Raw genomic sequence first — 21,140 nt, forward strand, 5'->3', positions numbered from 1 at the left:
CGAGGTGGCCGGCCACCTCGGCCTGCCGGTCGGGGTGGCCCGGCTGCTGCTCACCGATTTATCGGAACAGGGGCATCTGCTCCGCCGGGCCGAGCCGCCCCGGGCCCAGAACGTTGACAGAGCGACCCTCGAGAAGGTTCTGCATGGACTCCAATCCCTCATCGGCTGAGACGGCCCAGAAGTCCATCTACGTCTCCAGCGCGGTGACCAACGCCGCAAAGATCCTCGTCGTCGGGCACTTCGCCGTGGGCAAGACGACCTTCATCGGCTCGCTGTCGGAGATCACGCCGCTGCGCACCGAGGAGAAGATGACCCAGGCGTCGGCGCACGTCGACGACCTCAGGGGCGTCACCGGGAAGACCACCACCACGGTCGCCCTGGACTTCGGCCGTCTCACCCTCAGCGACGACCTGGTGCTGTACCTCTTCGGCACGCCGGGGCAGCAGCGGTTCATGCAGCTGTGGGAGGACATGGCGCGCGGGGCGCTGGGGGCGCTGCTGCTGGTCGACCCGGCGCGGCTGGAGGAGACCTTTCCGGTCATCGACCTCATCGAGGGGTACGGCCTGGAGTACGCCATCGCCGTCAACTGCTTCGACACCGCCCCCCTGTACGAGGAGGCGGAGGTGCGTGAGGCGCTCGACCTGCTGCCGGACACCCCGGTCGTCCACTGCGACGCCCGGGACCAGCAGTCGTCCGCGAAGGCGCTGATCGCGCTGGTGCGGCACCTGCTCGACCGCACGTCCTGACCTCCTCGCGTCCGCCCGGTCCGGGGGCCGGGGCCTCGGCCTACCGGCCCCCGGCTCCGGTCCCCGGCTCACGGTTTCACTAAGGAAGACCTCATGGAAGCTCACTCCCCGTCCGCGTCGGGTGCGGGCAGATGCCCGATGCACGACGCCCGTTTCGCCACCGATCCGCACCAGGTCTACGACCAGCTGCGGGAGCACGCCCCGGCCGGTCCGGTCGAGCTGGCCCCCGGGGTGGACGCGACGCTGGTCGTCGGGCACGAGATGGCGCTGCGGGTGCTGCAGAACACGGAGCTGTTCGCCCGTGACGCCCGCCGCTGGAAGGCCCTGAACGAGGGCCGTATCGCCCTGGACAACCCGGTGCTGCCGATGATGGCGTACCGGCCGAGCTGTCTGTTCACCGACGGCGCGGTGCATCTGCGGCTGCGCAAGGCCGTGGTGGACAGTCTGGCGCGGCTCAGCACCACGCGGATCCGGCGTGACGTCGAGCCGATCGCCGACTACCTGATCGACCGGTTCAGCGAGCTGGGCCGGGCCGACCTGCTGGGCGACTACGCCAAGCTGCTGCCGCTGCTGCTGTTCAACAAGATGTTCGGCTGTCCGGCGGACATCGGCGACACCGTCACCGCCTCCATGTCGGCGATCTTCGACGGCAAGGACGCGATACGGGCCAACGAGGAACTGACCGCGGCCCTCATGGAGTTGATCGCCATCAAGCGGCGCCGGCCCGAGGACGACGTCACCTCCTGGCTGATCCAGCACCCCGCCGGGCTGACCGACGAGGAACTCAAGGACCAGCTGGTGCTGTTGATGGGCGCCGGCATCGAGCCGGAGCGCAACCTCATCGGCAGCTCGCTGATGCTGCTGCTGTCCGGGTCGGGCGCCCGGGACAGCGGCATGCTGATCGAGGAGGCGATGGACCACGTGCTGTGGAACCAGACGCCGATCGCCAACTACGCCACGCACTACCCCGTGCGGGACGTGGACCTGGGCGGCCATGTGGCCGAGGCCGACACCCCGGTCGTCATCTCCTTCGCCGGCGCCAACGCCGACCCCGCGCTGGAGGAGGCCCGCCGCGCGCACAGCAAGGGCGCCCATCTGGCCTGGGGCGCGGGCCCGCACGCCTGCCCCGCGAAGGACCCGGCGCAGGTCATCGCGACCACCGCGATCGAGCGGCTGCTCAACGCGCTGCCCGACCTGGCGCTCGCCGTGCCGGAGAAGGAACTCGAGTGGCGGCCCGGCCCGTTCCACCGTGCGCTGGTGGCGCTGCCGGTGACGTTCAGCCCCACGCCGGCCACCCGGGCGGCCACCGCCCTGCGCGAGCGGGCCGCCGCGATGCCCGAGGCGGAGCGGCCGGCGGCCGCCTCGTCGTCCCAGCCGGCCCGTCAAGCCCCGACGCGCAGGAAGGGATTCTGGAGCAGCTTCCTGGACGTCTTCCGCGTCTGACGACCGACGTCCGATCTCCGACGCGGGTCGGAACTGCGGGTGGCGGAAGGGCAGTTGGCAAGTGCCTAGCATGTGACAGGTGCAACACTCAACGACACATGACATACATAGTCGGAAGGGTAGGTTCCGGCGGTAACGGTAGCGTCCAGCCGAAGGAGCACCACGTGACCGCCGTTGGCGACATAAGCGGCCCCACCATCAGCGACCGCCGAGCCGTCATTTCCCTCCTCCGTCACCTTCGTTCACCGGAGGGGCAGGCCGACCCCCTGCCCGTCTGGGAAGGGCTGCGCTCTCTGGGGGACGTGGTGCGCGCCCCCTGGGGTGCCTACTTCGTCACCTCGTTCGAGGCATGCAGCCAGGTCCTGCGGTCCAGGAACTGGCTCGTGCCGGACTTCGCCTGGCAGGAGCGGCAGCCCGACCCGCGCCGCTGGCAGGAGCTCGCCACCCAGGAGCTCACGGGCACCCTGTCCCGGATCAACGCCCCCTCGCACACCTGCCAGCGCCGCGCGCTCGGCAACCCCTTCGACCGCACCACCCTGGAGGGCCTGCGCCCGGCGGTCGCCCGGATCGTCACCGGCCTGCTCGACGGCCTGGAGGAGCGGCTGCGGGCGGACGGGGAGGCCGACTTCGTGCAGACGGTCGCCGAGCTGCTGCCCGTCCGCACGGTCGGCGAGTGGCTGGGCATCCCCGAGGAGCACCACGCGCACATCCTGGACTTCGCCCACCGGCAGGCGTACGCGCAGGAACTCTTCCCGACCAAGGAGCAGCTGGCGCAGGCGGGGCAGGCCACGCTGGAGATGCGGGCCTTCTTCGGCGAGCTGATCCGCGAGCGGCGGGCGCGCCCTGGCAACGATGTCCTCACCGGCTGGATCCGCCACTGGGACGCCCACTTCGCGGACGACCCGGAGGCCGCGGCGCGGGTGATCTACCACCTGACCATGTTCATCACCATCGCCTCGCTGGAGACCAGCGCGGTGCTGCTGACCAACGCGGTCCGCTTCGCGACCGAGGAGCCCGCCCGCGCCGAATGGCTGCGGGCGCACCCCGAGCACATCGACGACCTGATCGAGGAGACGCTGCGCTACGACCCGCCGGTGTGGCTCAACTCCCATGTGGCCGCCGACGACACGGTGCTGGCCGGCACCCCGCTCGCCAAGGACACCACCGTGCACATCCTGTACGGGGCGGCGGCCCACGATCCGCGCCGCAACCCCGACCCGCACGTCTTCGACATCCTGCGCGACGGCGGCCACATCACGTTCGGCAGCGGCGCACACTACTGCCTGGGCGCTCCCCTCGCCCGGTTCGAGGCGCGCGAGGCGATCGCGCAGATCCTGGAGCGCTTCCCCACGCTCCGCCCGGCCGGGCCGCCCGCCTACGACAACTCCCGTCTCGTCTTCCGCCGCATCACGTCCCTGAAGGTGACCGCATGACCGCATCGCCCCTCGCCGAACTCCCCGCCGACCAGGTGCTGAAGACCGTGCGCACCTACCGGCAGGGGCCCCTGCTCACGGTCGAACTGCACCTTCCCGAGGAGGGGAACGCGGTCGGCGACGCCATGCTGGACGACCTCCTCACCGTCCTCGACCACCAGGACCCCGGCGTACGGGTCCTGGTGCTGTCGGCGGCCGGGGACGCGTTCTGCCTCGGCGGCGACCGGCGCGAGTTCCCGCAGCAGCTGGACGCCGACCCGACCGGTGACGGCATACGCGTCTCCGGGAAGAAGGCCCTGCGGGTGTGCGAGGCGCTCACCGCCAACCCGGCCGTCACCGTCGCCCGGGTCCAGGGCAGGGCGGTCGGCGCGGGCGTGGGTCTGCTGCTCGCCTGCGACCTCCGGGTGGGCGTGGACACGGCCACGTTCCGGCTGCCGGAGCTGGCCCTCGGGGTGCCGCCCGCGTGGGGCGGGCTGCTCCCCCGGCTGATCAGCGAGGTCGGGGTGGCGCGGGTGCGTGAACTGCTCCTGACCGCGCGGGTCTTCGACGCCCAGGAGGCCCTGGCCCTGTCCTTGCTGCACAAGGTGGTGCCGGCGGACGCGCTCGACGACGCGGTGATGGCGTATGCGAAGCCCGTGCTGCGGCGTCCGGCGTCGGCGGTGCGGGTCACCAAGGCGATGCTCCAGTCCCTGGCCGCCCCGACCCGGCTCGCCGACGTCTCCCTGTTCGACCCGGAGCTGCTGACGGCGGTCCTCACCGGTCAGCGCGCCGCGGGCACCGCCCGCTGACCTGGTGGCCCGCGCACGGCGGCACCCGTCGGGAACGGGTGCCGCCGTCGTCGTACGCGCCCGCGCGCTGGCGCGGGCGCGGGCGCGGGAAAATCCGTTGCGCGGGGCGGGCCGCCGCCCGACGCTTGGTGCCCATGCCCACCTCGACGATCCGGCCCGCGACCCCGGCCGACGCCACCGCCGTCACCGCCCTGATGAACCAGGTCGACGAACTGGAGATCGGCCGCCCCGAGACCGATCTGCACACCGTGCTGGCCGACCTGGAGCATCCCGACACCGACCTGGAGCGGGACTCCTGGCTGGTGACGGACGACGGACAGGTCGTGGTCTTCGGCCTGTTGTGGGACCCGTCGGGCGGTGAGCGCATCGACGTGGACCTCTACGCGCTGCCCTCCCACCAGGCGGAGGCCGCCCGCACGGTGGCGGCGATGGAGGCCAGGGCGCTGGAGAAGGCCCGGGCCAACGGCGCCGCCCGCGCCGTGGTGCACCTGCACCTCAACGCGGCGCCCACGCTCGACACCGGGCTGCTGACGGAGCGGGGCTGGCGGGTGGTCCGCCGCTACCACGTGCTGCACCGCCCCCTCGACCCCACGCGGGACCCGCTGCCCGAACCCCCCGCCGGCGTGCGCGTGCGCGCCTGTGCCACCGAGGAGGACCGGGTCCGGGTGCACGCCCTGTACCAGGAGTCCTTCGCCGGGCACTTCGACTTCCAGCCCCGCTCCTACGCGACCTGGCTGCACGATGTGGACGCCCGCGGGATGGACTGGAACCTGGTGTGGATCGTCACCGCCGACGACCTGGGCGACTGCGGCTTTCTGATGGCGCGCGGCGACCGCGAGGCGATGGGCTGGATCCGCAGCCTCGGCGTCCTGCCCGCCGCGCGCGGCCGGGGTCTGGCCGGTTGTCTGCTGCGTCACGCCTTCGGGGTGTTCGCGGCGCGCGGCCGGGACACGGTGGGGCTCGGCGTGGACACGCGCAACGCGACCGGTGCGCCCCGCCTGTACGAGCGGCACGGGCTCACGCTGCACTACGCGGTGGACACCTGGGAGACGACGGTGCGGTGACCGCGCGGCGGTGAGGACCGGTCAGGCCACCGCGAGTCCCTCGACGGGGCCGGACAGCGCGGCCTTGAAGTGCCGGGTCACCTCGTCGGCGAGCACCTCGCTCTCGCCCTTGAGGAGCGCCTCCACCACCTGGGCGGCGACGTCCCGCGGGTCGTTCTTCGGCACGTCCAGGGCGCGGACCATGTCGGTGTCGGTGTAGCCGAGGTGGACGCCGACGACCTGGGTGCCCTGACCGGCGAGCTCCCCGCGCAGGGAGTTGGTGAGCGACCACAGGGCGGCCTTGCTCGCGCCGTACGCGCCCGCGCCGGACGCCCAGGAGAGCACCGAGTGGACGTTCACCAGCGCTCCCCCTCCCCTGCGGGCGAGCACCGGGGCGAACGCCCGGGTGACGCGCAGCGCGCCCAGGACGTTGATGTCGAACAGGTGCGCCACGTCGGCGACGCCGTTGTCCAGCAGGCCGCCCGGGATGGTGGCGCCCGCGTTGTTGATCACGATGTCGACGTCCGGCGCCTGCTCGGCCAGCCGGGCCACGGACGCCTCGTCGGTGACCTCCAGGGCCAGCGGCACGAGCCGTGGGTCCGCCGAAGGCCCGGGGTGGCGCGCGGTGACGTACACCGTCTCGGCGCCGGCCTCGAGCAGCGCGGCGGCGAAGGCCTCACCCAGACCGCGCTGACCGCCGGTGACCAGCGCGCGGGCTCCCTTGATCTCGGTCATTGCTCTGCTCCTCGCATGGATGCACACGGACGCGCGTCGAAGCGCGACAGGGTGCGACGTAAGTAAAAGCGTTTTGCTTCTGTCGCCCACAGTGCGCCGGAATCGCGACAGAGTCAAGTACGATTGACGTATGTCATGGACCTCGACCGAGCGCTACCTCATCCGCCCCGCCGCGGGCGGGCTCGCGCTGGTGCAGGAACTCCTCAACACGCGCGCCATCCCGCCGTACGGCGAGGACGTGCTCGCCGGCGAGGAGACCGGCGGCCGGTGGCTGCGGGACGTGACGGCCTCCTGGGCCGAGGCCCACGGCTGGCCGGGCCCGTCCGGGGAGCCGCGCCCCGAGGACCTGGATCGGGTGAGGGCGCTGCGGGAGCGGCTCGCCGCCCTGGTGACCGGCGAGGCCGAGCCGGTCCGGGCCCCCACCGACGTCTCCCTGCGGCCCGGCCTGGACGAGGCGGGCCGGGTCGCCCTGGTGCCGGTCGGGAGCCCGGGCGAGTGGCTGGAGGCGTCCGTGTGGGCGCAGGTGCTGCTCGCGCAGACCGACGGCACCTGGCGGCGGCTCAAGCTGTGCCGGGAGCCGGGCTGCCGGTCCGCGTTCTACGACCGCTCGCGCAACAACAGCGGCGTCTGGCACGACGTCCGCCGGTGCGGGAACGCGGCGAACCTGCGCGCGTCCCGGGCCCGCCGCAAGCAGCGGACCGTCGGGGCTCTCAACGGGGAGGCGACGGCCGGGGAGTGAACCGGCGCGCGGCGCCCGGTCGGCCGGGCCGTCTGCGAGAATGGGCGGCGTTCACGGGGCGCCCCGCACGCGGCGTCCCTCGTCGGTCCAGGAGCGTTCACGGTGTCGCCACAGCACGGAACCCGCCCGTCCGGGCACGGCGGCGGACGGCCCCGGCGGCGCGACCGGACGGAGCCCGGCCCGGACCGCGCGCCCGCCGTCGCGGACCGTGACGAGCTGCGCGCCGACTGCTCCTCCTGCTTCGGCCTGTGCTGCGTGGCCCTGCCGTTCGCCCGATCCGCCGACTTCGCCCGGGACAAGCCCGCCGGACGGGCGTGCGGCCATCTGCGGGACGACTTCGGCTGCGGCATCCACGCCCGGCTGCGCGACGAGGGCTACCGGGGCTGCACCGTCTTCGACTGCTTCGGCGCCGGGCAGAAGGTCTCGCAGGTCACCTTCGGCGGCACCGACTGGCGGCGGGATCCCGCGTCGGCGTCCGCGATGTTCGCGGTGTTCCCGGTCATGCGGCAGCTGCACGAACTGCTCGCCTACACCGCCGAGGCGCTGGACCTCCCGGCGGCCCGTCCCGTGCACCGCGAGCTGCGCCGGGCGCTGGCGCGGATCGAGAAGCTGACCCGGGGAGACGCCGAGTCGGTCGTCGCGCTCGACGTGAACGCGCTGCGCGGGGAGGTCAACCCGCTGCTGCTGCGGGCCAGCGAGCTGACGCGGGCGCGGGTGCCGGGCAAGAGGAAGGACCACCGCGGGGCCGACCTGATGGGGGCGCGGCTGTCCGGGGCGGATCTGCGCGGGGCGAGTCTGCGCGGGGCGCTGCTCGTCGGCGCCGACCTCACGGGCGCGGATCTGCGCGACGCGGACCTGATCGGCGCCGACCTGCGCGACGCGGACCTGTCCGGCGCCGATCTCACCGGCACCCTGTTCCTCACCGGGGCGCAGCTGACGGCGGCGCGGGGCGACGCGGCGACGACGCTGCCGCCGTCGCTGGGCCGCCCCGCCCACTGGGCGCGCGAGGGATCAGCCGGCGTCGTGGCCGACGCGTAGCCGGACCTGTCGCTCCAGGCGCCGCAGGCTGTCGTCGAGGGCGCCGGTCACCTGCTCCTCGCCCGGGTCGTGGCCGCCCTCGAAGAAGGAGAGGTGCACGGTCACCTCACTGGTCCCGCCGTCGATGCCGGCGACCTGGAGCCACCCGGCGTAGCCGCCCTGTTCCCGTGTCCCCCATTCGATGCGCATCTGGTCCCGCTCGGCGCGCAGCAGGGCGGAGGTGTCCTCGTCGGTGCGGTCCTCGTGCACGGTCACGGCGGGCGGCCGCTCGGCGCGCACATGCAGGTCCGCGGGCAGCCAGTCACCCATCCGGCCGACGTCCGCCGCCTGGTCGAAGACCTGCTCGGGCGGGGCCGGCATGGTGTGCGAGCGCTCGTACTCGGTCATCGGTGCACCGTCCTCGGTCGGTCGCGGCGTCCGGGGCCGGCCCGCGGCGGCGGGCGGCGACCCCGGCGCACGGGTCATTCGTTGCCGAAGACGGCCTTCTGCACCTCGTTGGGACCGTCGAACCGCTTGGTCCCGGTCTCCGACAGCTTCTTGACGAGGCTGTCGTCGGCGCCGTTGCTCCTCGCCACCGAGACGAGGTCGTCCTTGGCGGCGGGGTAGTCGGCGCCCTTGAGCGCCTTCTGCAGGTCGATCGGGCTGAGGTCGGCCATGGCGAGCCTCCCGTGGTGTTTCCGGCGCGGCGTGTCCGCGCGAGGACCGGCCGGGTACCCGGCGCCCGGCGAGCCGATGCACCTGTGACGCGGAGGTCCGGCACGGACCGATGACTTTCCGGGCGCGCCCCCGTCTACCCCACCGAAGCCCCAAGGGGAACGACGCGAGGACAAGGACGACATCATGAGCGACGGCCACTCCTACACCCTGACCCGCACCCTGGACGCCCCCGCCGCCGCGGTCTACCGGGCGTGGACCACGCCCGACGCGTACGCCCGCTGGGCGTACGCCGCGCCCGGCTCGGTGCGGATGGACGTGCGGCCGGGCGGCGCCTGGCAGGCCATCATGGTCACGCCCGACGGCACCGAGGTGCCGCTGACCGGGTCCTACCTGGAGGTGGAGGAGAACCGCCTGCTGGTGGTCGGCATGGACGTGCCCGGGCGCGCCGAGCCCTCCGTGATGGTGGTGGAGCTGGACGGGGACGGGCCGAAGACGCGGATCGAGCTGCGACAGATCTGCGACACCGTGGAGGAGCGGGACATGGCCGAGCAGGGCAGCACCATGCTGCTGGACAGCCTGACCCGGTTCCTCGCGGAGGGTCCCACGGCCTGACCGACTCGCCTGGTCGCGGACGCCCACCGGTGCGACGCTGGGGTGGTCAGGTTCCGGACGAACAGCCTGGAGGGAGACCGATGGGACGGGACGTCCCGGCGCTCACCTTCACCCGCGAGGACCGCCGCCGCTACCGGATCAAGATGCAGCAGTGCCTCGACGCGCTCGCGCAGATGCTGCGCGAGTCACGTTTCGAGGCCGAGCGGCCCCAGGTGGGTCTCGAGATCGAGCTGAACCTGGTCGACGACCGGGCCGAGCCCGCGATGCGCAACACCGACGCGCTGGAGGCGATCGCGGACCCGGCCTGGGACACCGAGCTGGGCCGGTTCAACCTCGAGATCAACATCGCGCCCCGGCGGCTCACCGAGGGCGGTCCCGACGCGTGGGAGTCCGAGATCCGCTCCGCCCTGAACCACGCGGAGGAGCGCGCCCGTTCCATCGGCACGCACCTGATCATGACGGGCATCCTCCCGACCCTGCGCCACGAGGACGTCGGGGAGGGCGCCCTGTCGGAGAACCCGCGCTACCGGCTGCTCAACGACCAGATCTTCGCGGCGCGCGGCGAGGACCTGCACATCGAGGTGACCGGCATCGACCGGCTGCGCACCTACGCGGACACCATCACCCCGGAGGCCGCCTGCACCAGCACGCAGTTCCACCTCCAGGTCGACCCGGAGGACTTCGCGGCGTACTGGAACGCGGCGCAGGCGATCGCCGGGGTGCAGGTGGCCCTGGCGGCCAATTCGCCCTTCCTGTTCGGCAAGGAGCTCTGGCACGAGACACGGGTCCCCCTGTTCGAGCAGGCCACCGACACCCGTCCCGAGGAGATCAAGGTGCAGGGGGTGCGGCCCCGGGTGTGGTTCGGGGAGCGGTGGATCACCAGCGTGTTCGACCTGTTCGAGGAGAATCTGCGCTACTTCCCCGCCCTGCTCCCCCTGTGCGACGACCAGGATCCCGCGGAGACCCTGCTGCGCGGCGACATCCCGGACCTCGGCGAGCTGACGCTGCACAACGGCACCATCTACCGCTGGAACCGCCCGGTGTACGCGGTCTCCCGCGACAAGCCGCACGTGCGGGTGGAGAACCGGGTGCTGCCCGCCGGCCCGACCGTCGCCGACACGCTCGCCAACGGCGCCTTTTACTACGGGCTCACCCGCGGCCTGGTGGAGGAGGAGCGGCCGGTGTGGTCGCGGATGTCCTTCTCCGCCGCCGAGGACAACCTGCGCACGGCGGCCCGGTACGGCATCGACGCGCGGCTGTACTGGCCCGGGATGGGCGAGGTGCCGGCGGCGGAGCTGGTCCTGCGGCGGCTGCTGCCGCTGGCGCACCGGGGCCTGGAGCTGTCGGGCATGGACGACGCGTGGCGGGAGCCGCTGCTCGGCATCATCGAGCAGCGCTGTGTGACGGGACGCAACGGCGCGGTGTGGCAGAAGGAGATGTTCCACCACATCGACGCGACCACGCACTGCGGGCGGCACGAGGCGCTGCGCCGCATGACGCAGCAGTACATCGACTACATGCACCTGAACGCGCCGGTGCACACCTGGCCCGTGGAATGAGGTGCGGGCGGCGGCCCCGTGCGCTCAGTCGCCGGCCCGCCGCAGGAGGTCCGTCACCTCCCGCCGCACCGCCTCGCGCGCCTCACCGCTCAGGCCGCCCGGCGCCGTGCCCTCCAGGGCGTCGAGCACTCCGTCCGGGTCCGCCGGCGCGGGCACGCTGCCGCTGACGACCTCGCCGCCGTCCCGTACGGCGGTGAACAGCCGCCGCCCGCCGGCCCCTTCGGCGTGCACGGCGGTGGCGACCACCAGGGGCGGCGGGCCGCCCAGGTCGCCGGGCGCCTTGTAGTAGGCGCTGGCGAGCGGACGGCGCCAGCGGAGCGCCAGCAGCAGGGGGCGTTTGGCCACCACCTCCGCCAGTTCGGCCTCGTAGGCGCCGTCGTGGTCCATGACGGTGGCTCGCGCGTCGAGGACCAGCGCAGGGGGCAGCAGACAGCGCAGGGTGCTGCCGACGATGTTGCCGCCGACGGTGGCCGTCCGGCGCACGGCTCCGGTGCCGACGGAGGCGGCGGCCCGGCGCAGCACCTCCGGCACCCGTTCGTCGACCTGGTGCAGCAGCACGGCGGCGCCCAGGGTCTCGCCGTCCACCACGGTGGCCTCGGGCAGCCGGCGCAGGGACAGCGCCTGTTCCGGGAAGCCGTCGCGCTGCCACTGCGCCCAGACGAGCGTGGCCCCGCCGACGGGCACCGCCCCCTCGGCCAGACACCGCCGGGCTTCGGACAGGGACGTGGGCAGACGCAGCAACACGGCGATCGACCTGCTTTCCTCGGCGCATGGTCCAACTGGGGTGGGGCGTACGACACTTCACGGGAGAGGGGGGACCGGCACCGCATTCTCACCAGCCGTCCGGGGGCGCGTACAGGGCTCACGCGCGCGAGGTGTGCTCCGGTCGGCGGCACCTTGCGCACGGCCGTGGGTTTGCCCCATGGTTGACGCGCGTCACACGGCTCGTTGCTCACCCGATCCCGTACCGGAGGCGGACACCGCATGTTGAAACGCGCACTGAGACTCGTCCTGTCTGTTGTCATGCTCATGGCTGGTTTGGCGGCGGGGTCCCTCGCCACCGCCGGGACCGCGCACGCCGACGGCTGCTACACCTGGAACCGCACCCTGTCCCAGGGCGCGTCCGGCGCCGACGTCACCCAGCTCCAGATCCGGCTGAGCGGCTATCCGGGCTACGGTGCGGTGCTGGCCGTCGACGGCGAGTTCGGCCCGGCCACCGCCGCCGCCCTCAAGCGCTTCCAGTCCGCCTACGGCCTCGCCGCCGACGGTGTGGCCGGCCCCAACACCTTCAGCAAGCTGTACGCCCTCCAGGACGACGACTGCACGCCGGTCCACTTCGACTACGCGGAGCTCAACCGCTGCAACTCGACCTGGTCGGGCGGCGCCGTGAGCGCCGCGACCGCGAAGGCGAACGCGCTGCGCACCATGTGGAAGCTGGAGGCGCTGCGGCACGCGCTCGGCGACCAGCCGATCCGGGTCACCAGCGGCTTCCGCTCCCAGTCCTGCAACAGCGCGGTGGGCGGCGCGAGCAACAGCCGCCATCTGTACGGCGACGCCGCCGACCTCGGCGCGGGACCGCACTCCCTGTGCACCCTGGCCAAGCAGGCCCGCAACCACGGCTTCAACGGCATCCTCGGCCCCGGCTACCCGGGCCACAACGACCACACGCACGTCGACCACCGCGGCAGCCGCTTCTGGTCGGCCTCGACCTGCGGCATCTGACGCCCGCCCGCACACCGGGAAGACGCCGAGGGGGTCCCGCACGGGACCCCCTCGACAACTCTCGAGGCGCTCAGGCCTCTTCGGCCCCGGCCCGCCGTTCCCGCAGCAGGGCCGCGCCCGTCGCGAGGGCGCCCAGGCCCTCCCAGGCCGCGACGCCGAGGAACGCCTCCGGGGCCCTGCCGGTGACCACGGCGGCCGTGAACACCGCGCAGGTCAGCAGCCGGAACGGCACCGTCCAGCCGAAGAACGCCCGCCAGTCGGCGAGCGCGGCCAGGACGTAGTACACGCCCATGTTGAGCGCCGCCGTCGACGACGCCGTGACGAACGCGGACGTGTGGTCACCGCTCCCCCGCCCGCCCGGCGCCGTCAGTCCCAGCAGCGACAGCTGGGCGTCCGGCGAGACCAGTCCCACGGCGCCGAGCGCGGCGGCGAGCACGCCGAACACGGCCATGGTCCAGCCCGAGGGCGAGCGGGGCAGGGTCACGGTGTCAGCCGACCGTCCACTTCTGGTTCGCGGTGCCCGCGCAGGTCCAGATCTGGAGCCGGGTGCCGTTGGCGGAGTTGTTGCCGGTCACGTCCAGGCACTTGTCGGCCTGCGGGTTGACGATGTCGCGGGCGGCGGTGACCACCCAGCGCTGGGCGGCCGTGCCGTTGCAGTCCCACAGTTGCACGGGCGTGCCGTCGGCCGTCCCGCCCGAGGCCACGTCCAGGCACTTGCCCAGCGCGCGGATCGTGCCGTCGGAGCCGACCGTCCAGCGCTGCGCCGCGGTGCCGTTGCAGTCGTAGAGCTGGACGGGGGTGCCGTTGGCGGTGTTGGCCCCCGCGACGTCCACGCACTTGCCGGCGAGGCCCCGGATCACGCCGCCGATCGAGGTGTCGCCGGTGGTCACCGAGACGTGGTCGACGAGGAGCTGCTGCGGGAAGACGGTGGAGCCGTCCGGGTCGCCGGGCCAGTAGCCGCCGACCGCCAGGTTGAGGATGAGGAAGAACGGCTTGTTGAACACCCACTGCCGGCCGCCCAGGTCGGCGGGCGTACGGGTCTGGTAGACGTTGCCGTCCACGGACCAGGTGATGCGGTCCGGCGCCCAGTCGACGGCGAAGGTGTGGAAGGCGTCCGCGAAGGCCTGGCCGCCGGGCAGCGTGTAGCCGGCGCCGATGCCGCCGGACCCCGAGTAGCCGGGGCCGTGGATGGTGCCGTGCACGGTGGACGGCTCGAAGCCGACGTTCTCCATGATGTCGATCTCGCCCGAGTCCGGCCAGTTGACCGGGGTGCCGAGCATCCAGAACGCGGGCCACATGCCCTGCCCGCGCGGGATCTTCATCCGCGCCTCGACGTGCCCGTACTGCGCGGTGAACTTGCCGGAGGTGTTGAGCCGGGCCGAGGTGTACTGGCAGGTGCCGTACCAGCACTGGTAGTTGGCCGGGTTCTCCTTGCGGGCGGTGATGACCAGGTGGCCCTGGCCGTCGAGCGCCGCGTTGTTGTTCCCGGCGGTGTAGTACTGCCGTTCGTGGTTGTTGACGTTGTCGCCGGTCTCGATCTGCCACTTCGACGAGTCGACGGCCGCGCCGGCGGGCCCGTCGAAGGTGTCCGAGAAGACGACGGCCGCCGCGGAGACGTCGGAGACCCGGGCGGGTTCCGCCTGCGCGGTCGTGCCGGTCACGCCGGAGGCGAGGAGCGCGGCGGACAGGGCGACGGCGGCCGCCCATCTGCGGCGCGTGCGCGGAGAGGACATGGCTCTCCCTTCCGTACGGCGACCCGTGGGAACGGGTGCGCCGACCGTGGTGGGGGGTGAAGGTTCAACCACTTGATTCAAGATGTGAGATAAGGAGACGTCAACCCCCTGGTACGGACCAGGAATTCACATCACTGCCGGGCCGGTCCTCCGAGCGCCCCGGAGGGAGATCAGGCCGTGGTGCCCCAGGAGGTGCGGTGGGCGCACTTCGGGTCGTGCTCGGTCGCGCACGACGTCCACCAGCGCTCGCAGCACGCCGCCTCCACCTCGGCCCGGGCCACCGCGGCGGCCGCCGCGTCCCGCCACGCCGCCCGGCGCCCCTCACGCTCGCGCAGCACGGCGACGGCCCGCCGCTCGTCGGCGATGACGGTCTCGCGGACCATGCCCAGGACGGGCGCGAGGGAGGCGGCGGCCATGGCGAGGGTGGTCCAGGCCGGCACGGCGCCCCAGGTGCGCACGGTGCAGAAGGCGAGCCACAGGGCGACGGCGACGTACATGACGGTGAGAACCCGGCTGCCCCTGCTCATGCGCGTCTCCCCCTCGGCACTTCGGTCCTTCGGTCCGACGGACATCTGATGCCCCGGAAGCGCCGGTCCATGACAGCACGCCGAAATCGGTAGCTACTCCCGTCGAGTGCACGCGAGTTACTACCTACACGCGGTCTCTTGCGCCACACTGCCCACGAGAGACCGGGGCCGTTGGGGAGCGGGTGCCGGGAATCGCCCGCGCCGACGACATCGGCGACGGAGGGGGATGACGGGGCAGGATGACAGGGCAGCAGATCACGGAGCCGGACGGGTGCGCTACATTTTGCTCGCCCTTGACCGCGATCACTCACCCAACGGAGCCTGCGACCCCATGAGCGACATCGTCAACGGACTCGGCCGGGCAGGCGCCTACAGCGCACTCGGCCTGGTCCTGCTGGTCCTCGGCATCTTCCTGGTCGACATGCTGACGCCCGGAAAGCTCGGCCGGCAGATCTGGCAGGAGCGCAACCGCAACGCCGCGCTGGTGCTGAGCTCCGCCCTGCTCGGCATCGGCGGCATCGTCTTCACCTCGATCTGGACGACCTACGAGGACTTCGGCAAGGGCCTGGCCTCCACGGCGGTGTTCGGCGTGCTGGGGCTGGTCATGATGGCCGTGGCGTTCTTCGTGATCGACCTGGTCACCCCCGGCCGGCTGGGCGCGACGCTGGTGGAGGTCGAGCCGCACCCGGCGGTCTGGGTGACGGCGTCCTGCAACATCGCGGTGTCGGCGGTCATTTCGGCGTCCATAGCCTGAGGACGCCTCGTCACCTCCCGACGTCCGCGCGTCACCGCCTGGGCGGCGCGCGGACGGTACGGGTGCTCGGGCGGTACACCGCGGCGCCCTCGCGGCGGACCGCCCACGGCCATGAGGACACGGCTGAGGAGGGCGTGGAGTACCGGGGTCGCCGAAGCCGCTGCCGGCGAAGGTGCCACCGCGTGCACGGCGGGCCGTGACCGTGCCGTCCGAGCCCGCCGTTTCCGGATGCCGGCGAGCACCCGAGAACCGGAGTCCGGCAGCCGACCCAGCCGGACGTCTGCGCCGCCCAGCGCGGTCGGCTGCCGGAGCGCGGGTGCCCAGCCGGGCGATGCCCGCGCGGCCGACCGATGCCGGCGGCCCCGCCACGGACGCAGCCGATGAGCATCCCGTGGTCACGGGACGGACACGGCGTCCGTGAAGTTGGCTCCATCGGAGCGTTACCGGAAAGTACGGAGCCCCTGCCGGCTGCGCCGACGCGCCCAGGCGGCACCCCTCAGCGGGCCTGCGCCTCACCCCCGTACGGCCACCGGGGTGCCGGGGCTGTTGTATGCCGGGTGCGGCCGCGTCGTGGCTGGGTGCGCAGTTCCCCGCGCCCCCTAGGCGCGCTGTGCCTCCAGTTGGTCCAGGAACCACCGGGACGGTGGCAATGCTGTTGCCGCCGACGCGAGCCGCTTGGAGGGCCCTCGACCGGCCGTCAGGCCACCCTCCGCCGCTCCGGGGCGACCGCCGGGCGGGCGGCGGGGGCCGCGGTGACACGGGTGGCCGTACGGACGCGGTACGTGGTGCGGTTGGGGTCGACGACCGGCTCGCCGAGCATGATCCTGCCGCTCGCGTGCAGCGCGTCGCACTCGGCGGTGGGCAGCGCCGCGTAGCAGCCGCCGGCGCCCGTCGCCGGGTCGATCGGACGCCAGTAGCTGTACCGGCGGCGGCCGTTGGCGAACACCGTGACGTAGGTCGGGGTGCGCGGGTCCGCGATGATGCGCAGCACGTCGGCCGTCGTCCCGGGCGTCGCATGGGTCGCGGGCAGGGCGGCCCGGGCCGGGGCGGCGACGGCCGCCCGGGCGCGCCGTCGGCGGACGGACGGCAGGTCGACGAGGGTGGTCGAGCGGTCGACGGTGGCAAGCATCTGAAGGACCTTTCCGGAGCCGGACACGAGACCGTCTACCCAGCACCGCGCCGGAGTTGATCTCCTTTTCCGATCATTGTGCAACCTCACACCGACAACGTGCGACGGTTTTCGGACGTTCCCGGTCGACGTGTCGACATGACGACCGGAACGAACTGCCGTACGGGCGCCGTCAGTTGTCGGCGAGCGGGTCGTGGCCCCAGTTCATCAGCGAGTGCCGCCAGCGCGAGTCGGTGACGTCGCCGGACGGCCGCTGCGCGAGATGGCGGTGGATGTAGCCGACGACCTTGCGCATGTGGGCGTAGTTGTCCTCGGTGAGGTCGGCGCGCTTGGCGCGCAGCAACGCGACGATGCGCCGTCCCGAGGCGTGCCCGGTCGACTCGCCGCCGTCCTTGTGCTGTCCTGCGCTCTGCGACTCGTCCGTCTCGAGCCACTTCTCCAGATCGCCGGGGGCCATGTTGACCAGCTTCCGGAACTCGTTCCAGGTGTCCTCGTCGTCCGCGGCCACGGCGCTCACTTCTTCTTCTTGAGCGCGGACGGCTTGTGCACCGCCGTCTTGCCGGACTTGTCGCTGCGCACTTCGTACTGCGGATCGTCCTCGGAGGCGGCGACGGTGCGGCCGGCCGCCTCGGTCCGCTCGGTGATCTTCTGCTCGACCTCGCCCGTCGTCTCGCTGCCGTGGCTGCTCCAGGCGACGTGGTCGCCCTCGTGCAGGTCCTTCCCGGACTTCTTGCCGTCCTTCGCCATGTCCGGCGCCTCCTTCGTGTCGACCGTCGGGCCGCTTCCCACCCTGGCGGCAGCGGCGGCGACGCGCATCTCGGGCGGACAGCCGTCCGGGCCGGCCCCCGCGGAGGGGACCGGCCCGGACAGGTGGATCAGCGCGCCGGAGGGACCGGCGGAGCGCCGCGGATCAGACGAGGTCGAACCGGTCGAGGTTCATGACCTTGTCCCACGCCTTGACGAAGTCCTGGACGAACTTCTCCTTGGCGTCGTCGCTCGCGTAGACCTCGGCGAGGGCGCGCAGCTCGGAGTTCGAGCCGAACACCAGGTCGGCGCGGGAGCCGGTCCACTTCACCTCGCCGGTGGCGGCGTCGCGGCCCTCGAAGGCGGTCTGGTCCTCGGACGTCGACTTCCAGGTGGTGCCCAGGTCGAGCAGGTTCACGAAGAAGTCGTTGGTGAGGACGCCCGGCGTCCCGGTGAGCACGCCCTGCGCGCCCTGCTGGTAGGTGGCGCCGAGGGCCCGCAGGCCGCCGACGAGCACCGTCATCTCGGGGGCGCTCAGGTCGAGCAGGTTGGCCTTGTCGACCAGCAGGTACTCGGCCTGGAGCCGGTTGCCCTTGCCCAGGTAGTTCCGGAAGCCGTCGGCGGTCGGCTCGAGCGCGGCGAACGACTCGACGTCCGTCTGCTCCTGCGTGGCGTCGACGCGGCCCGGGGTGAAGGGCACCTCGACGTCGAAGCCCGCGTCCTTGGCGGCCTTCTCCACGGCGGCGACACCGCCGAGCACCACCAGGTCGGCGAAGGAGACCCGCTTGCCGCCGGTCTGGGCGGCGTTGAACGCCTCCTGGACGCCCTCCAGGGCGCGGATCACGCCGGCGAGGCGGTCGGGGTCGTTGGCCTCCCAGCCGCGCTGCGGCTCCAGGCGGATACGGCCGCCGTTGGCGCCGCCGCGCTTGTCGCTGACGCGGAAGGAGGAGGCCGCCGCCCACGCCGTCGACACCAGGTCGGACACGGACACGCCGGTGGCGAGGAGGCGCTCCTTGAGGGAGGCGATGTCGGCGGCGTCGATCAGCTCGTGGTCACGCTCCGGCAGCGGGTCCTGCCACAGCAGCGTCTCCTCGGGCACCTCGGGGCCGAGGTAGAGGGACTTCGGGCCCATGTCGCGGTGGGTGAGCTTGTACCAGGCGCGGGCGAAGGCGTCGGCGAACTCGTCCGGGTTCTCGTAGAAGCGGCGCGAGATCTGCTCGTAGACCGGGTCGAAGCGCAGCGCCAGGTCGGTGGTGAGCATCGTCGGCAGGTGCTTCTTCGCCGGGTCGTGCGCGTCGGGGATGATCGGCTCGGCGTTCTTCGCCACCCACTGCTTGGCGCCGGCCGGGGACTCGGTCAGCTCGTACTCGAACTCGAACAGGTTCTTGAAGAACCCGTTGCTCCACCGGGTCGGCGTGGCGGTCCAGGTGACCTCCAGGCCGGAGGTGATGGTGTCGCCGCCCTTGCCGGTGCCGTAGGTGTTCCGCCAGCCCAGGCCCTGCTCCTCCATGGAGGCGGCCTCGGGGTCGTCGCCGACGTGGTCGGCGGGGCCGGCGCCGTGGGTCTTGCCGAAGGTGTGGCCGCCGGCGATCAGCGCGACGGTCTCCTCGTCGTTCATCGCCATGCGGCGGAACGTCTCGCGGATGTCGCGGGCCGCGGCGATCGGGTCGGGGTTGCCGTTGGGGCCCTCGGGGTTGACGTAGATGAGGCCCATCTGGACGGCGCCGAGCGGGTTCTCCAGGTCGCGGTCGCCGGAGTAGCGCTTGTCGTCGAGCCAGGTGGTCTCGGGGCCCCAGTAGACGTCCTCCTCCGGCTCCCAGACGTCCTCGCGGCCGCCGCCGAAGCCGAAGGTCTCGAAGCCCATCGTCTCCAGGGCGACGTTGCCCGCGAGGATCATCAGGTCGGCCCAGGACAGGCTCTGGCCGTACTTCTTCTTCACCGGCCACAGCAGACGGCGGGCCTTGTCGAGGTTGGCGTTGTCCGGCCAGCTGTTGAGCGGGGCGAACCGCTGCTGGCCGGCGCCGGCGCCGCCGCGGCCGTCGCTGATGCGGTAGGTGCCGGCGCTGTGCCAGGCCATGCGGACGATCAGCGGGCCGTAGTTGCCGAAGTCGGCCGGCCACCAGTCCTGCGAGGTGGTGAGGACCTCGGCGATGTCCCGCTTCACCGCCGGGAGGTCGAGGGACTGGAACGCCGCCGCGTAGTCGAAGTCCTCACCGAGCGGGTTGGTGACCGGCGGGTTCTTCGCGAGGATCTTCAGGTTGAGACGGTCGGGCCACCACTGACGGTTGCCGCCGCCCTGGGTGGGGTGCGGCGCGCGATCGTGCGCCACCGGGCAGCCGCCTGCCCCCTCCGCCTTGGGTTCGGTGACGATCGCGTCATGGTTCTCGGTCATGGGAGTCCTTCCGGGCGAAAACGTTCGCGCAGTTCAGGCACTGCGGGAGGTGGAACATCCGGGGCACAGGCCCCAGTAGACGACTTCGGCCTCGTCGACCTCGAAGCCGTGGCCGTCGGACGCGGTCAGGCAGGGCGCCTCGCCGACCGCACAGTCCACGTCGGCCACGGCGCCGCAGGAACGGCACACCAGATGGTGGTGGTTGTCCCCGACGCGACCCTCGTAGAGGGCGGCGCCGCCCGCCGGGGCGATGCGCCGCACCAGGCCGGCGGCGCTCAGCGCGTTCAGCCCCTCGTACACCGCCTGGAGCGACACGTGCCCTATGCGCCGGCGCACCTCGGCGGCGACGGTGTCGACGCCGAGATGGCCGCCCTGGCGGACGGTGTCGAGGAGCGCGACGCGGGCGGCGGTCACGCGGAGCCCCGCACCGCGCAGCTCCTCGGCGGCGGTCGACGGCCGGGATGCGGTCATGGGCCGAACCTACCGCCGAAGACGCGAACAATTCCAGAGAACGAACGGATCCATTCCTGGGACGTGTCCGGTAACGGGGGGTGGCTCCCGGGTTGCGCACGGCACCGGGCGCGGGAGTGCCGGCCACCTGGCCCGATGAAGGGTCCGACCAGGGACTTCGCGCGGGCCCCGGGCTGTCAGTGCAGGACGTTGAGCGCCCCCGGAAGGATTCTCGCCGTGACGGGCAGGGTCGCGTCGACCTCGCCGTCCGTGCCGTACGGGATCGCCCGGTCGGCCTCGACACGGATCTCGCGGCCGCGCAGGACGCGCACCTGGGGGCGGTGCAGGTGGGCGCCGGTGCGCAGTTCGTTCATCAGGGCGAAGAACAGCAGGCGGGGCGCGTGGCCGATCAGGACGACGTCGAGGAGGCCGTCGTCGAGCCGGGCGTCCGGGGCGATGAGACGGCCGGATCCGTACGTGCCGGAGTTGGCGGCGACCACGGTGTAACCCGTGTGGGTGTGTTCCGTGCCGTCGACGGTGACCCGGTAACGGGCCGCGCGCCAGGTGGTGACGGCCCGCAGCCCGCCCGCGTAGTAGGACGCGGATCCGCGCAGCAGGCGGGAGCGGTTGGCGTGCCGGTTGGCGAGGGCGTCCACCCCGGCGTAGACGCTGCCGAGCACGACGACGCGGTCGTGCGTGGCCGAGGTGACCTCGATCGTGTCGACGGGGCGCGGGTCGGTGTGCAGCAGGATCGCCGCCAGGGCCTCCGGGTCCCGGGGCAGGCCGAGCGCCCGGGCGAAGTCGTTGCCCCGGCCGGCCGGGACCAGGCCGAGCGTGGCGCCGGTGCCGCTGAGGGCGCCGCCGACACAGCCGGCCATGCCGTCGCCGCCGACGGC

Annotated in this window: 25 protein-coding genes; 12 read left to right on the forward strand and 13 right to left on the reverse strand. The window is 72.7% G+C overall.

All coding sequences use genetic code 11. The features are described from left to right. The 6 genes from CCN29_RS36335 to CCN29_RS28645 form a co-directional block, all read left to right on the forward strand. Nucleotides 1–169, forward strand: a 169-nt coding sequence (locus CCN29_RS36335) for a DUF742 domain-containing protein (RefSeq protein WP_442538533.1), incomplete at its 5' end; no start/stop codon positions are given. Further along, entirely contained in the window at nt 144–746 is a 603-nt protein-coding gene (locus tag CCN29_RS28625) for a GTP-binding protein (RefSeq protein WP_006131097.1), read from the forward strand. The genes CCN29_RS36335 and CCN29_RS28625, both read left to right, overlap by 26 nt. A gap of 93 nt (nt 747–839) precedes the next feature. Then, nucleotides 840–2,189 carry a cytochrome P450 family protein gene (locus tag CCN29_RS28630; protein ID WP_442538531.1) on the forward strand — a complete coding sequence of 450 codons (1,350 nt, stop codon included), beginning with the start codon at nt 840–842 and terminating at the stop codon, nt 2,187–2,189. 164 nt (nt 2,190–2,353) lie between these two features. After that, the gene (locus CCN29_RS28635; protein ID WP_039986644.1) at nt 2,354–3,622 is read left to right on the forward strand and encodes a cytochrome P450; all 1,269 of its coding nucleotides are present in this window, start codon (nt 2,354–2,356) and stop codon (nt 3,620–3,622) included. Then, a complete protein-coding gene (locus CCN29_RS28640; protein ID WP_086685474.1) occupies nt 3,619–4,410 on the forward strand; it encodes an enoyl-CoA hydratase/isomerase family protein in 792 nt (263 codons plus the stop codon). The genes CCN29_RS28635 and CCN29_RS28640 overlap by 4 nt, the downstream gene beginning before the upstream one ends. A 134-nt stretch (nt 4,411–4,544) precedes the next feature. Then, nucleotides 4,545–5,474 (forward strand): GNAT family N-acetyltransferase, encoded by a 930-nt coding sequence (locus CCN29_RS28645; RefSeq protein WP_006131101.1) that lies wholly within the window; start codon nt 4,545–4,547, stop codon nt 5,472–5,474. A gap of 21 nt (nt 5,475–5,495) precedes the next feature. On the opposite strand, the gene CCN29_RS28650 is transcribed toward CCN29_RS28645, so the two are convergent. Next, complete coding sequence (locus CCN29_RS28650; protein WP_006131102.1) at nt 5,496–6,188, reverse strand: SDR family oxidoreductase; 693 nt, start codon at nt 6,186–6,188, stop codon at nt 5,496–5,498. 130 nt (nt 6,189–6,318) lie between these two features. Between CCN29_RS28650 and CCN29_RS28655 the strand changes: the two genes are divergently transcribed. Continuing rightward, complete coding sequence (locus CCN29_RS28655; protein WP_086685476.1) at nt 6,319–6,927, forward strand: CGNR zinc finger domain-containing protein; 609 nt, start codon at nt 6,319–6,321, stop codon at nt 6,925–6,927. A gap of 102 nt (nt 6,928–7,029) precedes the next feature. Beyond that, nucleotides 7,030–7,965 (forward strand): pentapeptide repeat-containing protein, encoded by a 936-nt coding sequence (locus CCN29_RS28660; protein WP_442538532.1) that lies wholly within the window; start codon nt 7,030–7,032, stop codon nt 7,963–7,965. Here CCN29_RS28660 and CCN29_RS28665 read toward each other — a convergent pair. Beyond that, nucleotides 7,939–8,352: an SRPBCC family protein gene (locus tag CCN29_RS28665; protein ID WP_006131105.1), complete on the reverse strand. Its 414-nt coding sequence runs from the start codon at nt 8,350–8,352 to the stop codon at nt 7,939–7,941. The two genes, CCN29_RS28660 and CCN29_RS28665, sit on opposite strands and share 27 nt — an antisense overlap. Nucleotides 8,353–8,426: 74 nt before the next feature. Further along, entirely contained in the window at nt 8,427–8,621 is a 195-nt protein-coding gene (locus tag CCN29_RS28670) for a DUF2795 domain-containing protein (RefSeq protein WP_006131106.1), read from the reverse strand. Nucleotides 8,622–8,805: 184 nt separating this feature from the next. Here CCN29_RS28670 and CCN29_RS28675 point away from each other — a divergent pair, with 184 nt between their 5' ends. Together CCN29_RS28675 and CCN29_RS28680 are read left to right on the forward strand one after the other, a co-directional pair. Next, nucleotides 8,806–9,234: an SRPBCC family protein gene (locus CCN29_RS28675; protein ID WP_086685478.1), complete on the forward strand. Its 429-nt coding sequence runs from the start codon at nt 8,806–8,808 to the stop codon at nt 9,232–9,234. A gap of 80 nt (nt 9,235–9,314) precedes the next feature. Beyond that, nucleotides 9,315–10,793, forward strand: coding sequence for a glutamate-cysteine ligase family protein (locus CCN29_RS28680; protein ID WP_031019208.1), 1,479 nt, complete (start codon nt 9,315–9,317; stop codon nt 10,791–10,793). 24 nt (nt 10,794–10,817) lie between these two features. On the opposite strand, the gene CCN29_RS28685 is transcribed toward CCN29_RS28680, so the two are convergent. Continuing rightward, nucleotides 10,818–11,537 (reverse strand): FAD binding domain-containing protein, encoded by a 720-nt coding sequence (locus tag CCN29_RS28685; RefSeq protein ID WP_006131109.1) that lies wholly within the window; start codon nt 11,535–11,537, stop codon nt 10,818–10,820. Between the two features lie 240 nt (nt 11,538–11,777). On the opposite strand from CCN29_RS28685, the gene CCN29_RS28690 reads away from it, so the two are divergent. Next, a complete protein-coding gene (locus CCN29_RS28690) occupies nt 11,778–12,515 on the forward strand; it encodes a D-Ala-D-Ala carboxypeptidase family metallohydrolase (protein ID WP_086685480.1) in 738 nt (245 codons plus the stop codon). Between the two features lie 70 nt (nt 12,516–12,585). Here the strand turns inward: CCN29_RS28690 and CCN29_RS28695 are convergent, their stop codons facing one another. From CCN29_RS28695 to CCN29_RS28705, 3 genes are all read right to left on the reverse strand, one after another. After that, a complete protein-coding gene (locus CCN29_RS28695; RefSeq protein WP_052034342.1) occupies nt 12,586–12,966 on the reverse strand; it encodes a hypothetical protein in 381 nt (126 codons plus the stop codon). A gap of 37 nt (nt 12,967–13,003) precedes the next feature. Further along, on the reverse strand, nt 13,004–14,248 hold the full coding sequence (locus tag CCN29_RS28700) for a glycoside hydrolase family 16 protein (RefSeq protein WP_006131112.1): 1,245 nt from the start codon (nt 14,246–14,248) through the stop codon (nt 13,004–13,006). A gap of 170 nt (nt 14,249–14,418) precedes the next feature. Then, entirely contained in the window at nt 14,419–14,775 is a 357-nt protein-coding gene (locus CCN29_RS28705) for a hypothetical protein (RefSeq protein WP_086685482.1), read from the reverse strand. A 331-nt stretch (nt 14,776–15,106) separates the two neighbouring features. Between CCN29_RS28705 and CCN29_RS28710 the strand changes: the two genes are divergently transcribed. Next, nucleotides 15,107–15,529 (forward strand): DUF350 domain-containing protein, encoded by a 423-nt coding sequence (locus CCN29_RS28710; RefSeq protein ID WP_006131114.1) that lies wholly within the window; start codon nt 15,107–15,109, stop codon nt 15,527–15,529. Nucleotides 15,530–16,226: 697 nt separating this feature from the next. On the opposite strand, the gene CCN29_RS28715 is transcribed toward CCN29_RS28710, so the two are convergent. The 6 genes from CCN29_RS28715 to CCN29_RS28740 all read right to left on the reverse strand — a co-directional run. Further along, nucleotides 16,227–16,658, reverse strand: coding sequence for a hypothetical protein (locus tag CCN29_RS28715; RefSeq protein WP_031019211.1), 432 nt, complete (start codon nt 16,656–16,658; stop codon nt 16,227–16,229). Nucleotides 16,659–16,830: 172 nt separating this feature from the next. After that, a complete protein-coding gene (locus CCN29_RS28720) occupies nt 16,831–17,175 on the reverse strand; it encodes a DUF3140 domain-containing protein (RefSeq protein ID WP_086685484.1) in 345 nt (114 codons plus the stop codon). Beyond that, nucleotides 17,172–17,405, reverse strand: a complete 234-nt coding sequence (locus CCN29_RS28725; protein WP_031061287.1) for a hypervirulence associated TUDOR domain-containing protein — start codon at nt 17,403–17,405, stop codon at nt 17,172–17,174. The genes CCN29_RS28720 and CCN29_RS28725 overlap by 4 nt, the downstream gene beginning before the upstream one ends. A 163-nt stretch (nt 17,406–17,568) precedes the next feature. Further along, complete coding sequence (gene katG / locus CCN29_RS28730) at nt 17,569–19,794, reverse strand: catalase/peroxidase HPI (RefSeq protein ID WP_086685486.1); 2,226 nt, start codon at nt 19,792–19,794, stop codon at nt 17,569–17,571. Nucleotides 19,795–19,827: 33 nt separating this feature from the next. After that, a complete protein-coding gene (locus CCN29_RS28735) occupies nt 19,828–20,265 on the reverse strand; it encodes a Fur family transcriptional regulator (RefSeq protein WP_006131119.1) in 438 nt (145 codons plus the stop codon). 176 nt (nt 20,266–20,441) lie between these two features. Then, nucleotides 20,442–21,140, reverse strand: a 699-nt coding sequence (locus CCN29_RS28740; protein ID WP_086685490.1) for a diacylglycerol kinase family protein, incomplete at its 5' end; no start/stop codon positions are given.

Source organism: Streptomyces pseudogriseolus (assembly GCA_002154585.1).
Lineage (GTDB): Bacteria > Actinomycetota > Actinomycetes > Streptomycetales > Streptomycetaceae > Streptomyces > Streptomyces pseudogriseolus.

What these genes read in the sequence shown, in the direction of transcription:
- CCN29_RS28665 (WP_006131105.1), bottom strand. Translation starts at nt 8,352, where the DNA reads ATGACCGAGTACGAGCGCTCGCACACCATGCCGGCCCCGCCCGAGCAG.
- CCN29_RS28725 (WP_031061287.1), bottom strand. Translation starts at nt 17,405, where the DNA reads ATGGCGAAGGACGGCAAGAAGTCCGGGAAGGACCTGCACGAGGGCGAC.
- CCN29_RS28630 (WP_442538531.1), top strand. Translation starts at nt 840, where the DNA reads ATGGAAGCTCACTCCCCGTCCGCGTCGGGTGCGGGCAGATGCCCGATG.
- CCN29_RS28705 (WP_086685482.1), bottom strand. Translation starts at nt 14,775, where the DNA reads ATGAGCAGGGGCAGCCGGGTTCTCACCGTCATGTACGTCGCCGTCGCC.
- CCN29_RS28640 (WP_086685474.1), top strand. Translation starts at nt 3,619, where the DNA reads ATGACCGCATCGCCCCTCGCCGAACTCCCCGCCGACCAGGTGCTGAAG.
- CCN29_RS28695 (WP_052034342.1), bottom strand. Translation starts at nt 12,966, where the DNA reads ATGGCCGTGTTCGGCGTGCTCGCCGCCGCGCTCGGCGCCGTGGGACTG.
- CCN29_RS28655 (WP_086685476.1), top strand. Translation starts at nt 6,319, where the DNA reads ATGTCATGGACCTCGACCGAGCGCTACCTCATCCGCCCCGCCGCGGGC.
- CCN29_RS28735 (WP_006131119.1), bottom strand. Translation starts at nt 20,265, where the DNA reads ATGACCGCATCCCGGCCGTCGACCGCCGCCGAGGAGCTGCGCGGTGCG.
- CCN29_RS28715 (WP_031019211.1), bottom strand. Translation starts at nt 16,658, where the DNA reads ATGCTTGCCACCGTCGACCGCTCGACCACCCTCGTCGACCTGCCGTCC.
- CCN29_RS28645 (WP_006131101.1), top strand. Translation starts at nt 4,545, where the DNA reads ATGCCCACCTCGACGATCCGGCCCGCGACCCCGGCCGACGCCACCGCC.
- CCN29_RS28710 (WP_006131114.1), top strand. Translation starts at nt 15,107, where the DNA reads ATGAGCGACATCGTCAACGGACTCGGCCGGGCAGGCGCCTACAGCGCA.
- CCN29_RS28625 (WP_006131097.1), top strand. Translation starts at nt 144, where the DNA reads ATGGACTCCAATCCCTCATCGGCTGAGACGGCCCAGAAGTCCATCTAC.
- CCN29_RS28670 (WP_006131106.1), bottom strand. Translation starts at nt 8,621, where the DNA reads ATGGCCGACCTCAGCCCGATCGACCTGCAGAAGGCGCTCAAGGGCGCC.
- katG (WP_086685486.1), bottom strand. Translation starts at nt 19,794, where the DNA reads ATGACCGAGAACCATGACGCGATCGTCACCGAACCCAAGGCGGAGGGG.
- CCN29_RS28675 (WP_086685478.1), top strand. Translation starts at nt 8,806, where the DNA reads ATGAGCGACGGCCACTCCTACACCCTGACCCGCACCCTGGACGCCCCC.
- CCN29_RS28690 (WP_086685480.1), top strand. Translation starts at nt 11,778, where the DNA reads ATGTTGAAACGCGCACTGAGACTCGTCCTGTCTGTTGTCATGCTCATG.
- CCN29_RS28650 (WP_006131102.1), bottom strand. Translation starts at nt 6,188, where the DNA reads ATGACCGAGATCAAGGGAGCCCGCGCGCTGGTCACCGGCGGTCAGCGC.
- CCN29_RS28700 (WP_006131112.1), bottom strand. Translation starts at nt 14,248, where the DNA reads ATGTCCTCTCCGCGCACGCGCCGCAGATGGGCGGCCGCCGTCGCCCTG.
- CCN29_RS28680 (WP_031019208.1), top strand. Translation starts at nt 9,315, where the DNA reads ATGGGACGGGACGTCCCGGCGCTCACCTTCACCCGCGAGGACCGCCGC.